Annotated in this window: 10 protein-coding genes; 9 read left to right on the top strand and 1 reads right to left on the bottom strand. The window is 42.3% G+C overall.

What is annotated here, in order from left to right; all coding sequences use genetic code 11:
* The first annotated feature begins 24 nt into the window (after positions 1–24).
* From K2F45_RS19325 to K2F45_RS19290, 8 genes are all read left to right on the top strand, one after another.
* The gene (locus K2F45_RS19325; protein ID WP_248932114.1) at positions 25–1,965 is read left to right on the top strand and encodes a peroxiredoxin family protein; all 1,941 of its coding nucleotides are present in this window, start codon (positions 25–27) and stop codon (positions 1,963–1,965) included.
* A 3-nt stretch (positions 1,966–1,968) separates the two neighbouring features.
* Positions 1,969–3,045, top strand: coding sequence for an alpha/beta hydrolase family protein (locus K2F45_RS19320; protein WP_248932113.1), 1,077 nt, complete (start codon positions 1,969–1,971; stop codon positions 3,043–3,045).
* A gap of 1 nt (position 3,046) precedes the next feature.
* Positions 3,047–4,321, top strand: a complete 1,275-nt coding sequence (locus K2F45_RS19315; protein ID WP_248932112.1) for an aspartyl protease family protein — start codon at positions 3,047–3,049, stop codon at positions 4,319–4,321.
* A gap of 479 nt (positions 4,322–4,800) precedes the next feature.
* Positions 4,801–7,212, top strand: coding sequence for a TonB-dependent receptor (locus tag K2F45_RS19310; RefSeq protein ID WP_248932111.1), 2,412 nt, complete (start codon positions 4,801–4,803; stop codon positions 7,210–7,212).
* A gap of 373 nt (positions 7,213–7,585) precedes the next feature.
* Complete coding sequence (locus K2F45_RS19305) at positions 7,586–7,774, top strand: hypothetical protein (RefSeq protein ID WP_248932110.1); 189 nt, start codon at positions 7,586–7,588, stop codon at positions 7,772–7,774.
* Positions 7,775–7,792: 18 nt separating this feature from the next.
* Complete coding sequence (locus tag K2F45_RS19300) at positions 7,793–9,361, top strand: fimbrillin family protein (protein ID WP_248932109.1); 1,569 nt, start codon at positions 7,793–7,795, stop codon at positions 9,359–9,361.
* A 235-nt stretch (positions 9,362–9,596) separates the two neighbouring features.
* Positions 9,597–11,084: a tetratricopeptide repeat protein gene (locus K2F45_RS19295; RefSeq protein ID WP_248932108.1), complete on the top strand. Its 1,488-nt coding sequence runs from the start codon at positions 9,597–9,599 to the stop codon at positions 11,082–11,084.
* Positions 11,085–11,303: 219 nt separating this feature from the next.
* Entirely contained in the window at positions 11,304–12,035 is a 732-nt protein-coding gene (locus K2F45_RS19290; protein ID WP_248932107.1) for a hypothetical protein, read from the top strand.
* 178 nt (positions 12,036–12,213) lie between these two features.
* On the opposite strand, the gene K2F45_RS19285 is transcribed toward K2F45_RS19290, so the two are convergent.
* Positions 12,214–12,579 (bottom strand): lipocalin family protein, encoded by a 366-nt coding sequence (locus tag K2F45_RS19285; protein ID WP_248932106.1) that lies wholly within the window; start codon positions 12,577–12,579, stop codon positions 12,214–12,216.
* A 153-nt stretch (positions 12,580–12,732) separates the two neighbouring features.
* Here K2F45_RS19285 and K2F45_RS19280 point away from each other — a divergent pair, with 153 nt between their 5' ends.
* Entirely contained in the window at positions 12,733–13,644 is a 912-nt protein-coding gene (locus K2F45_RS19280) for an alpha/beta hydrolase family protein (protein ID WP_248932105.1), read from the top strand.
* The last annotated feature ends 426 nt before the right edge of the window (positions 13,645–14,070 follow it).

Below are 14,070 nucleotides of genomic sequence, written 5' to 3'. Positions count from 1 at the left end.
ATAAGAAATATGAAAAATAGGGTGATGAAAACAACATCTATATTGGCTTGGGCACTGATGAGTTGCTCCGTTGCTTTAGCGCAACAACAGAAACAGCCGCAGATTTTTAGGGTGATACCGGAATTTCCAAAGGAACAGGATACTGTTCAGCTCGTATATGATGCTCGGAATACTGTGCTGAAGGATGCCAAAGATATCTCGGCACAGTTAACAGGTTATACCGATTTTAAATGGACGACGACGGACCTCAAGTTTACTAAAAATGATTCGGTATGGACTGCAAAATATATTCTGCCGGCACATTTGGGGCTGATGAATCTTGTTTTTAAATCGGATACTTTGGTAGATAAAGGTGGGGAGCAAACCTATTCTTATATCCTCTCTGCAAACGATAAGCGTCAGATGTCGGGAGGAATGCTGGGTTGGGGCATGTTGCGCACACCGCATATCGTTGCAGGTGTACCATATGTGGTGGATACAGCCTCCTACAAATCGGATGAGATACTCCTGATGTGGGTGAAATATGAATTGCAGTATCATCCGGAAAACCGCTTTCGCGTGCTTTATACTGCTGCAAGTGCTTTGAAACACATGAATACGCCCGAGTCTTTGGCTAAGCTCGATAAGGAGCTGAACACCCTGGAACAGATTCCTGATATCAGAGAAGAGGATCTACTAGAAATCTATCGTGTCTATAAGGATATTTTAAAAGATGGACCAAAGACAGAAGCAATCCAACATAAGATTGTTGCGCAGTTTCCAAATGGTCAATATGTAAAGGATCAGCGTCGCCTGACCGATTTTAATCTGATCCAGAAGGCCAAAACAGACGATGAACGCTTAAAAGCGGCGATGGATTTTATCGATAAACACCCTTACCAGGAAGCTGAGGTTTCTTTTAATGAGGCCAACCGAATCAGTTATATCAGTGCTTACTGGATCATTTCGGTGTATACCAGCATGAAAAAAGATCTGCCGAATTACAGCAAATATATGGCTAAGATAGCGCCATACGAAGCACTTTCAAATGTGATCTATCGCTCGCTGGACGTTCCTTATATTGCACAAAAAAGTATGGGACCTGCAGAGATATTGCCCTATGCACGCGTCATTATGGAGCGTTTAAATTATTACAAGGATAATTTTCAGGGTGATAAATACGCGACTTTATACTACGGCAATGCACCATTATTTGCCAAGATATTAGTGGACAATAAGCTTTACGATGAAGCCTTTGTGTATGCCTCGGCAGCTCAGAGTGCGGCAAGCTATAAAAATGCGGACCTGAACGATACCTATGTACGCGTGCTTGAAGGGCAAGGGAAAGCAAAAGAATTGCAGATGGCGCTAGAGAAAAGCTATGCGATGAATCAGAGTTCGACGTATATGTTGGAGTTGATGAAAAAAAGCTACAGCGCAAGAACCAAATCAGAAAAGGGCTATGAAGAGTATCTTGCTGGTCTGAAAAATGCAGATAAAGGCAAAGAGCTGAAAGAAAAAGTACAGCAACTTTTAATCAATAAGAGTATTGCAGATTTTGAGCTTTTGGATCAAAATGGGAAAAAAGTACGCCTTTCTGCCCAAAAAGGAAAAATAGTTGTTTTGGATTTCTGGGCATCGTGGTGTGCACCATGCAAAGGCGCATTTCCGGGTATGAAGCTGGCGGTTGATCATTTCAAAAATGATCCGAATGTAGTCTTTTACTTTATAAATACACAGGAACGTAAATCGGATATGAAAGAATATGTGAACAACTATATGAAAGAAAATGGTTATCCGTTCACGGTATTGCTGGATGCGGATAGCAAGGCTTCGAAGGCAGCTGGGGTAGGTCCTATACCGCACAAGATGGTGATTGGTCCAAATGGTAAACTTCGTTTTTCGGAGGTTGGATATATGGGGAGCACTTCAGAGCTTGCCGATGAAATTATTGAAATGGTCAACGTTTTAAAAGCAGGAAAATAAGGCATGAAAACAATCAAATCACTTGTATTGGCTGCGCTTGTATTGCTTTTTTATGACCAAGCTTCAGCGCAATCCATTCAACAGAAAGACGTTGTATTTAAGTCAAAAGCAGATAGTATCACCATCGGTGCCACCATTTCCTCGCCTGTCAAGGCGGGGAAATACCCGGCCATTATTATCGCTTCGGGAACTGGACCGCAGGATCGGGATGGCACAATGGCTGGGACAAAAATGTTTGCACGTATTGCCAGTTACCTGACTCCAAAGGGATATGTGGTCTTGCGCATGGATGACCGTGGTGTAGGTAAAACTACGGGCGAATACCGCTATGCGACGACCGCAGATTTTGCACTTGATATATTGGGCGCACTGCAATTTTTGAAAACAGAAAAGAATGTTGACTTGAGGCATATCGGATTGTTAGGTCATAGCGAAGGGGGAGCTGTTATCTCGATAGCCGCATCACAGAGCAAAGATGTTGCTTTTTTGATCAGCTTATCGGGTTTGGCTTCGAGCGGTCTGGAATCACTTTTTGTCCAGAACGAAAATTTGGTCAATACTTCACCGATGACCGCAGTGGACAAAAAGAGATCCAATGAAATCAATCGACTGATGTTTGCAACAGCTTTTCAATATGCCAAGTCGGACAGTATGGAGAGTAAGCTCAATGCAGTTTATAATTATTGGAAGCAAAAGGATGACCTTTATTTTAAATCTTTAGGTATTGAACATGATCATTTTCGTTTTCCGATCTGGTCTTATGTGCAGCAAGCTATCGGACCTTGGTACCGCTATTTTGTTAGTTATGAGCCGCAGATCTTCTTAAGTAAGGTTGATGTGCCCATCTTGGCAATCAATGGAAGTAGGGATGTTTTTGTAGACCCGGTCAACTTGACCTATTGGCAACAGTATAGCGGCGCAGGTCAGCGAGGAAAAGTTAGGACGATCTTATTGCCAAATGTAAACCACTTATTGCAGGTCTGTCAAACCTGCCTGCCTTCGGAGTATACAAAACTTGGTGAAATGCCTGATAGTACCTTGGATTCAATTGCTAAATGGTTGGACGAAACAGTAAAATAATATGAAGAAAGTCATTTATATGCAATTTGTTTTGTTGCTGATTGGGAATCTTGCTATCGCCCAACAAGATGACAATAGAAAGTCGATTGATCGGATTATTGGGGCAATGAATACAAAAGATGCAACCGCACTGTTACGTATGATGGCTGATAGCGCAACGATCGGTAATCTGCCCAAAATGAATAACCAAGCTGCTGTACCAGAAATTTTGGCTAAATTCTCCGCCATAAGTTCGTTCCACATAGCCAATCAGCATAAGCTTGCCAATGGGGATGAACGGATTCAGCTTGAAGTTACCTATCAGGATGGTAAACCAGGCAAACCAAGTTTCTTATTTAATCGTGCAGGAAAAATTATAAATCTTGGCATTATTAAAGGGCGTTTGAAAGGTAATCCTGAAAAAGCATTGGCTGATGCGGTGGGGAATGCGGAGCAACCCAAGACAATGGTGATTCCTTTTAGATTAGTTAATGGATTGGTGTATCTGGAGTCTATAGTCAACGGAACAAAGGGTTACTTTCAATTTGATAGCGGTGCCCCCGTTGTTATATTGCGCAAAAAATTTGTTCCCGCAGAACAGATTCGTGCTGATGTTTCAGTAGATTTCGCAGGTATTGGCGGGCAGATGCAACAGGTGGTCTGGTCAGCAGGCAATCGCCTTCAGATAGGAGGCATTGTACTCAATGGATTGGAGGCTCCAGTTTCTGAAATGGACGATATGCAACTTGAAGATGGAAGTCCTGTTTTTGGTTTGCTGGGCATCGGCGTATTGAAAAACTACCAGTTTACATTAGATTATGGACGGCAGGAGTTATTGCTCGAAAAATTGGACGAACGTGGTGAGCTGCTTGCGAAGTCAATCGAGAAAGGGCCTCTGCTTGCGCAATATCCTTTACGTTTGAAACGTCATATTCCGATTGTGGATATTGCTATTGGCGGAAAGATGTATCCAATGGGAATAGATTGTGGTGCAAATGCCAATGTATTGAAAAAGACATTGGAAACTGAACTAAAACCTTATATTAATTTTGAGGAAGGTGAGGTGGATATCAAAGGGGTGAATGGAACAAGTCAAGGCAATCGTATCGCATTTCTAACGCATGCGAAAGTAGGTAAGCTGGCTCTGCAGGATATGTATACTGTGATTACAGATCAGGCTATCGGTGGCGGAACAGGTCACGATGCCTTACCGATAGAAGGCTTATTGGGAACTCCGTTTTTAAATCAGTACAAGATGACAGTAAACTTTCATAAGAATATAATCAGTTTTTATTGATATGACCGAATTTTAAGGACAATTATTATTCAATTCTAATCCTAAAGGTGGCCGATTTTATCGGCCGCCTTTTTTTACGAGGTGAGGCTGCTTGGAGAATTAAGCGACTTTTAAAATCTTTATCGATAATTTCCTTCTGGATAAGGTTGGTCCGATAGGGCTGACCTTTTTAGTTTGTAGGCTGATCGAGATAAATAGTAGCCACAACCCTGCTATGTACTGTTACAGGATGTGGAAAATAATTTGTCGCTATAAGGTTAGTTATTTTGAGAATACATACGCTTTGTTACAGTTTTTTTGACAATGAATTAAGCGTGGAATTTTGCGATAGCCAATCAATAGGCCAATAAGGCGGGTTGAGCACCATATTATTTAACCTACAGGTTAGCAGTTAACTAAATTATTATTTATAATTAGTCTAATTAGTTTTAATTAAACATCAAATAGTACTATATTCGGCTCCATAAATTTTTTATGGAATGAAATCTATACATATTGCTGTAGCGATGTTATCGCTTACCGGTGTCGCCAATGCACAGACAGCCAGTATCTTTGGAAAGATTACGACTTTGGATGGCAATCCAGCGGAATCGGTCAACCTAACCATTAAGGGAACGAACAGACAGACACAGACAGATAAAAATGGTCACTACAAATTTGAACGCCTAAAACCGGGCAGCTATCAGCTCGTCACCAGTTTTACGGGTTTAAACTCCATTGAAAAAACAGTAACCGTTGAGGGCAATAAGCCGACCGTGCTTGATTTTGTCCTCAATGAAAACTATGCGCAGTTGCAGGAGGTACTCGTATCGGCATTCAAATCCAACCGGACGGTAAGCTCTGTCGCCAAAATGCCGCTGAGCAATCTCGAAAACCCACAGTTGTACAGTACAGTCTCTCATGAAGTAATGAAGCAGCAGGCCATTACCAATTTTGATGACGCTTTGCTGCGCAATGTATCGGGTATAAGCCGTACCTGGGAATCGACAGGACGGGGTGGCGATGGCGGTGCTTATTTTTCGTTACGTGGTTTTGAGGCACAGAGCAACCTGGTCAATGGGCTTCCGGGCTTGTCGAGCGGTATCCTGGATCCGGCCGGTGTAGAGGAAATACAGGTGCTTAAAGGGCCTTCGGGAACGCTTTTTGGCGCTAGTTTTTACGGTTACGGCGGTGTGATCAATACCATCACCAAAAAACCTTATTTTGATTTCGGTGGTGAAGTGGCCTACAACTATGGTAGCAACGACCTGCATCGCGCAACCTTAGATCTCAATTCACCGTTAAATAAAAATAAGACGATCGCACTCCGGATCAATTCAGCCTTCCACCGCGAGCATAGTTTTCAGGATGCGGGTTTTAAAAACTCATTCTACTTTGCGCCCTCACTGACCTATAAGGTCAATGACAGGCTGACGGTCAATCTGATGGCCGAGCTACTCGATATGAAACGGGCTGTAGCACCGGTTTTCTTCCATTCGGACCGTGTGGCTCCGCTGACCTTTAAAAATATTGCCGAACTCAACCTCAACCCCAAACTTTCCTTTACAAGTAACGATCTGGCCATTAAAAATCCACGGTCCAATGTACAGGGCGAGGTGCTGTACAAGATCAATGAGCAGTGGAATTCACAGACTGTGGTCTCCATGGGCAATGTAAAGTCTGATGGGATCTACAGCTATATCTGGGGAAATCAGCCCGGTGATAGCTTTTTTGACCAGTACTTCCACAATGAAAACCAAAAGACCCGAACCTTTGATATACAGCAGAATTTTAACGGCGATTTTAAGCTGGCTGGTCTGAGAAACAGGCTCTTGGTCGGGGTCGACTATTTTGCCCGTGATGTGAAGGACCATGGTTCGGGCTGGGGACTGGGAAGGCGGGTAAATCCGCAGGGACTGATCAAGGGGCCACTGGATGGCGATGGTAAGGAACTGACGCCGGTTCCGCTCACCAGTCAGGCGATTGATCAGCTGTTGGCAAATACCGAAGCTGGCGATCCTTCGCATATCAAAAACAGTTCGTTCAGTGTATATGCCTCAGACTTATTGGATCTGACCGACCGCCTTTCGCTGATGGCGAGTTTGCGTGCCGATTACTTTGATTCAAAAGGGGAGGTTTCCAATGCGGACGACAATTATAGCCAATGGGCACTTTCGCCCAAATTGGGCTTGGTTTACCAGGTAGTAAAAGATCGTGTTTCGCTCTTTGCCAATTACATGAATGCATTCTACAATGTTGCGCCAAGTATTGTATACGATGCCAATAATGTCAAGACCGGGGTACAATCCTTTAAGCCGGAGCGGGCCAACCAATGGGAGCTCGGCACCAAGGCGAGCCTGATCAAGGATAGATTGTGGACAACACTGGCCCTGTATGATATTAGGGTTGCCAATCGGGTGTATAGCACACCTACCGGATCCATACAGGGTGGAAAGGTCGAGAGTAAGGGATTTGATTTTGACGTCGAAGCAATACCATACGCCGGTTTTTCAATCAAAGCTGGATTCAGTTACAACCATATTGCCATCATCGCCGGAAACGGAAATGATTTCTACAACGAAAAGGGACGTGCTCCGGGTGGACAAGGACCGAGTACACTGGGCAATCTATGGGGATCGTACCAGATTCAGCAGGGTAAACTCAAAAATCTGGGCTTTGGTCTTGGTGGTAACTATGGTGGCAAATACAAGGTCATCGACAATAGCGTAACGGGTGTATTTGAGCTCCCGAGCTATGCGCTTTTAAATGGCAGCGTATACTACTCGTTTAACAAATTCAGGGTCAATTTCAACCTCAATAACATAAACAACAAACAATATTACATCGGCTACTGGTCTGTCAATCCGCAGCAGCGCAGAAACTTTGTAGCGACGGTTTCCTACCGATTGTAATCGGGGATACAGATAAAATAGGGGTTCTCCTTTGGAACTTCGGTATAGGTCTCTGCTTACAAAGCAGAGACCTGTTTATTTTAGGGGCAACCGAATGCCGCTTACCCTGTCAGTTTAACTTCAATTTCACTGGAATAAGGTGCTAAAGTGTTTATTTTTAGCTGTTTTGTAGTTGCTTCGCTACAGAAAAAATAAAGCTGACCTCAATACCCGCCACTGTTTTCAAATAATCTCTACTTTAGGGTATCTACTGAATTGAAAAGAGTATTTGCCGTTTTTAATTTCTTAATTATTAGTGCTTTGTGTCCTTTTTTTTCGAATCATCTCAATAGTAAACTTTCAAATTGCTTGGAACATTCAAAAAAAATAGAAAATGGAAACTAACAAAGAAAAATTGGCCAACGACAACGGCCGTGCGGATTATGTGGCACCCCGCCTCAATGTCCGAAAAATTGAACTGGAACATGGTATAGCCGCAGGCTCTGTCAATCCTTCAACCAAACAGCAATGGGAAGAAACGGATACACAATCCCATAGCGTAGACAACAATTATTGGGACTAACACGTAAATGATCTAGCTATGAAAAAGTATTCTATGAAAACCCTCCTGTGTTTTTCTGTTATCGGATTCCTATTGGTTACTTCATGTCAGAAAGGCAAAGAAGATAATACGGCCACAGAGAAAGCATCTATTACTTTAAAAATGAATGGTATTGGCCTTGATGATGGCAGCAGCACAGTTGCAAAGGCCTCCACGTCAAATACGGCGGCGGCAAGTTCGGTACAGAGTTTTTCAGTTCCTTTTAACGATGATCTGGTTGTGCGGGCGACCCTGAGCGAAGACAGCAATTTGTCTGCCTCAGGACTGCGTGCTTCGGCAAAGGCCGCAACGGGCGTCGGTGCCATCACCGCTTTTAATGGCGATTATACTGTACGGGTATACAAACAGGGAAATTCGACACTGCTTACAACAGTGAACTGTACGGGCGGAGCAAGCAATAAGTTTGAGCTTGAACCCGGCGCCTATAAATTTATCGTGTCTTCCTATGGAAATCCGAGCGCAACAGGTGCCGACAAAGACCCCCTATGGCAAGAAATAAATCAGACGATAACCTCGGGGAGCAATGTCCTGGATATTGTGCTTAAACATAAGCTCACGCAGGTGACCGTCAAATTTGATGCGGGTAGTGGCCGTACAATATCGGCTATTGGCGGCGGAACAATAGAACCGAATTTTGCGAATTACACCTTTGATGAGGTCAGCGGTGTGGTTACTTTCGCCGGTGCTTCCAGCACTAAATCGTTAACTTTTCCGACCCTGGCCAGTGCACAGGTATGGACAAGCAACCCCACCATGATCGCCGTTGGAACCACCACGGTAGGAAAAGTAAGGCTGGATCCTGTTACCATCAACAGTATCACGGGAAATGTAGAATTAACGGGCTTATCGTTGAAACAGGGCGTACAGTATACACTGGAATTAAATCTAGGTCCTAAGAAACTTCCTACGTTTAATATCGGTAATGAGATCTGGTCGGGTGGTAACTTGGAACGTAATCCGTCCACTGGGGAATATAGTTTTGGAAGCGAAGTGAATAGTCCGGGCGATTATTGGTTTCCAGACCGTCTCTTACCAAAACGATTGGATGGAACCAATCAAAATGCCGATGGTACCAATGGCGGTAATGGCGATCCTTGTGCTTTGGTATTGCCTGCTGCAACATGGCGACTGCCAACAGAGGTGGAAGTGCAGACACTCATAGATCGCACAGATCCCAAACAGCAGGCCGGAAAGGGACAGGATAACCCCAACCTTGTGGCCATCTGGAATCCAGCAAGGTATGTTGATTACTACAACGGTACCTCAGCGACTACGCGCGGTATGTTCTTTGGCGTGAAAACTGATGAACCGGTCAATTTCCCTGTATCTGAACGCGATAAATATCTATTTTTTGCTTACCGCGGTTACTACCCGAACGATAATATCGGCAATGTGATCGGCAGTGAGGGGGCTTATCTGGTGACAGCAACAGCGGGAGGCTACAAAACACTGCACATGACCGGAGCAGCAAAAGATATTGGTTACGGTATCGGATGGAGAGCGGCGAGCAGTACGGAAGCGGTACAGATCCGCTGTGTTAAAAAGTAGGAAATCATATTTATTTAAAATTTATTTGGAATTATTCTAAATAACATTTAATTTTAGATCATACTTAAAATTTGTTGTTTCGTAAAATCAAAGACTAGTCGTGAGACTAGTCTTTTTTGTCGCCTGCAGAAAGACCTCTCTGTCAAAATTCTTATGTTTGCATAACCTGTCATGCTGGCTTTTGTAGGGCTCAGATGATACTTATGAAAAAAAATCTTAATAGACAATCTATCCTATGAAAAAACGAAATCTCTCTTTGATTTTATTGTTATTTACACTGAAAACAGTCGCTAGTGGTAGCAGAGAAAACGAGATTGATTCCATCTTAAATCAAACGAAAGAGCTTCATGTGGCCGCAAAAATGGCTCCGCAACTGGAATCAGCTATGAAAGCTCTTGATTTGTCCATTGAATATGGCTATGATGAAGGGAAAGCAAAAGCTCATTTTTGGACAGCAGACGCACTTTTGAATATTGGATTGTTTAAGGAGGCATTTAGCCATCTTCAACAGATTCAGACGACAGATTATTATAAAAAGGAGACCTTTTTACAATCCGAAACGCATCGCTTAAAAGGACGGGTGTATTTGGGACTAAGGTTATTGCGCCAAGCGATTCGAGAATTTCATCTCCAAATAGCATCTACCGGTAGCTTGAAGGGTGAAATACAAATAAAATCCTATTTACATGCATACGGGAATTTAAGTACAGCATATGATTGGCTGGGACAGGCGGATTCTGTATTGAAATATAGCCAATTTCAGTTGGATATATTACCCAAGTTGCATGGAAAAGATTCAGCGATGATCGGTTTAGGCGTTTATGATGATCTTGGGACATTGCATACCAAGAAGGGGGATTTTGCAAAAGCAAAATTTTACCTCGAAAAGTCGCTGGAATTGATTGAGCAGAATAAAATTCCAATATACTTTAATACATATACTTACCTGGGCAACTTAGAGCAAGAGAAAGGTAATATTAAGGAAGCATTGCCTTATTTTTATAAAAGCCTGGCCAACATGCAGGCAGTTGGCGATAGAAATGCCATGCGAAATCAATACAAGTTTCTAGCGGAGTATTATCAATACTACAAGTTGGGTGCCAATAAAGCCAGTGAATATAATATTCATTATAATCAACTCAATGATTCGCTAGAGAACGAAAATAAACAAGTATTGGATATTGTGCTCAACCAGATCTTGAAATCAAAAGATGCAGAGTCTGAGGTAAAGGTTTCAAAATCAGTAACCGTCTCAATCATGGCCTTCGTGCTGCTCATTATCGCAATTGCATTTTTTATACGACGCGCTAGGCACAACCGAAAGATCCTGGCCGAGAAAGAAGGGGCCTTACAGGAAACAGAGAATACAAATAGAGTGCTGACCGAACAGATTGGAGAAAATAAATTCAATAATCTGGTCGACCTGGCCAAAAGTAATAATCCCGAATTTTTGATCTTGTTTTCCGATTTGTACCCCGAGTTTATTCAAGCATTAAAAACAGTTGATGCAAATCTTAGAAGCACCGAATTGGAGTTTTGCGCAATGGCCTTTCTCAACTTTTCGACAAAAAATATTTCGGAATATACCTTTGTGACAATACGGGCAGTGCAGGTCCGTAAAAATAGGCTGCGTAAGAAGTTCGATATCCCTTCGGAAGTGGATTTCAATAATTGGATGCGTGAGCTGGTGGATAAGATCGATCAGCCAGAGGTGATCGAGTAACTCTCGGGCCTGCGTTGCCGATTTTTGATAAAGCAGGAAACTTATCCGATCGTGCTGTCTCCCCCGAGAACAAGACTGAGGCTGCCAAATCCTGGATAGAAAAGGCGCTGAATAAATAGGGAGTCATAAACATAGGAGACAAAAGAGAAATTCGATAAAAAACTTTTAAAATTGTTCAATTGAATTTAAATCTCTCTATTTTAAATCGTATTATTTTTTATGAAAGCTTTTGGATTCCTTGTCTGCATTTTCTGTTTACTGACCATGAAATCATTGGCACAATTGCCAAGTTATAAGATGGTCGATTGGGCCACGGCCAATGATATGTCCTCAAAAGAGGGTGGATCGTTCCTGAAATCGATAGCATTTAACAATGCACAGGTCTATAAATATAAGGAGATCTTTATTATCATGCCGCTCAACCCATTCAGCAAAGCGATCTTAACCAAAGATAGCGTATTGATGGAAAGCTGGATCCAGAAGGAAATATTTCCCATAGAAGGCACGCTGAACCGTTTCTATTTCAATAACAGAGAAAAAATGGATCATTTAAATAACTTTATCCCTGTACTGAAAAAAGAGCTCCTGCAAGCGGCTGAAATTGAATCCGAGGTAGTTACTGCAGCTGAAATCGATAAGATTTATGCCTTTGTAGCAGACAGGAAGAATTTTGAAAAATATAAACTGAATTATATTGCGGTAATGGGCGATTACCTCAAATCAAAGGCATCACCTGATGTAAAGTGGGGGCTGCTCAAAAGTAAGCAATTGCTGAATCCACTGGTCCAGATGGCGCTGGTGAAAGATGACGGTGGAGTAATCTATTATTTTGATCTGGAAGAGCGATTGGACAATTGGGAGCTTAGCGACAGAGAATTGTTGGAGTATAAATTTCAGGATGCACATTGGCGCCGTTCCAACGAGATTGAAACTGCCATGGCCATTGAATAGGGATTCACTATAAATTTTGCCCGACTGTTTCTTAGCTATAATATTTGAAAGTTTTGGGGTTATAATATCTTTCTGATAGTAAAATATCGTTTTAGGATAAAGTAGACAAAAGCCCGGCGATGGAGATCCATGCCGGGTTTTAAAATTTATTGCTCCCAATAGGAATTATTTTACGCTGTTATTCTTGCACTTTTTTGTATTCGAGGGTGCCCAATTGTTTATGATAAATGACACGTTTGATGCCATCAATGTACTCTAAATTAAATTTGACAGGGATCAGTTTGACTGTCACAGTCAATACCTTATCACCCTTTGAAAGCTTCCATTTTCCGTTAATGCTTTCTTCGGCAATAATACCTTCAAATTTTCCGCCTTCTTCAAAAACCTGATAAACCTGATCGGATTTGAACTGCTCCCTAATGGATTTTTCAGTTCCGTTTTTTGTAATCTTGACCAGCTGCCATTTGCCAATAAGGTCTTTGGATGCCTGGCTATAACCTGCAAAGGAACAGAGCACCAAAATAAGTGTTACGAATGTTTTCATGTTGTGTTTGATTGTGGTGTAACGTATCGCTTAAATTTAGGAAATATCAGCGCATATTGGAGTAATAATAATTAGGTGAGTAGATCGATAACGCTCAATTTTGATTAAATTAGAAAATCAATGGCATTGAACTTTTAAGAACCTAAAACAAGCATGAAAAAAGCAGTGAAATATAAAATTTCTTACCTAAGCCGTACCCTACAGTACGGCTTATTTGTCTTATTATTGACTATCGCTGGGCCAAGTATCGGGCAACGCAAATCGAGTTCAGATCGGATTACCTCAGGGAAAAATGGACTGGAAGACTTTAATCTGGCCCAAAATATGAAATTGGGTGCCTCAAACTTAGATTTCCACGGATTCGAGGGCTATAGTTTCGCCTTCCAGGGACACGAGGCCAAGGTTATCCGTCCAAAAGTGACAGCACAAGGGCATCCTTGGGTATGGCGCGCCCGCTTTTGGGGGCACGAACCGCAGGTAGACATTGGTCTGCTCGAGCACGGCTACCATGTGGTATACTGTGATGTCGCCGAGCTTTTTGGCAATGAGGAAGCGCTTACAATCTGGGATGGATTTTACCGAAAGTTACAGGAAGGTGGGCTCAGTAAAAAATCGGCTATGGAGGGAATGAGCAGGGGTGGTGTCTATATCTACAATTGGTGCCTACGTTATCCTGATCGGGTAAATGCGATCTATGCCGACGCGCCCGTGTTGGATTTTAAAAGTTGGCCCGGCGGCAAAACTACAGGAAAAGGAAGTAAACCGGATTGGGAGATTTTTAAGAAAGACTATGGATTGACCGAAACACAGGCTTGGGCATTTGCGGATGCACCTATTGATAAAGCCAAAATCATTGCGGGTTTCAAAATACCATTGCTCCATGTTGTCGGCGATAAGGACGATGTGGTGCCTATCGCCGAAAATACTTTGCCATTTGCGGAGGAGATTCGTCGCGCAGGTGGTCGTATTGAGATCATCCATAAACCCGAGGTCGGCCATCATCCGCATTGTCTGGTAGACCCTAGTCCGATTATCGATTTTATACTGAAAGCAAGCAGCAGGTAGCGACCAATAGGTAAACCGAACCAACCTGAACGAAAAACTTCAAAAAACGATAAGTTTAATAACAGCTTGAAAAGGCCAGTCCAAAAGGATTGGCCTTTTAGTTTTTATACCCTATTGATCTTATGCTGTCAGAAGATCAATGCCGTGGTTTCGGTAATAAATGGATAATATTTACCCTCTTCATTAATAATCTAGCTTTTCTTTTGTATTCAATATAACCTAAAGTTAATCTGTTTTGTTTTTATTTATTATACTGGTAATTAGTTTGTTATGTTTTTAAAAGCAAAGTGTGATAGCGATGTGATAGCTGCTTTTTCTTTATTTTTTTGCTCGAATGTTAATCTTTGTGGCAACGTTTTGAAGCATGGAAGAACCTGGCGTTGTTGACATGTCATCGAATCGAAGTATTCATTCTAAAATCATAAA

The sequence above is a fragment of the Sphingobacterium siyangense genome (genome assembly GCF_023277505.1).
GTDB lineage: Bacteria > Bacteroidota > Bacteroidia > Sphingobacteriales > Sphingobacteriaceae > Sphingobacterium > Sphingobacterium siyangense.
This window is presented reverse-complemented; position numbering and strand designations above follow the sequence as displayed.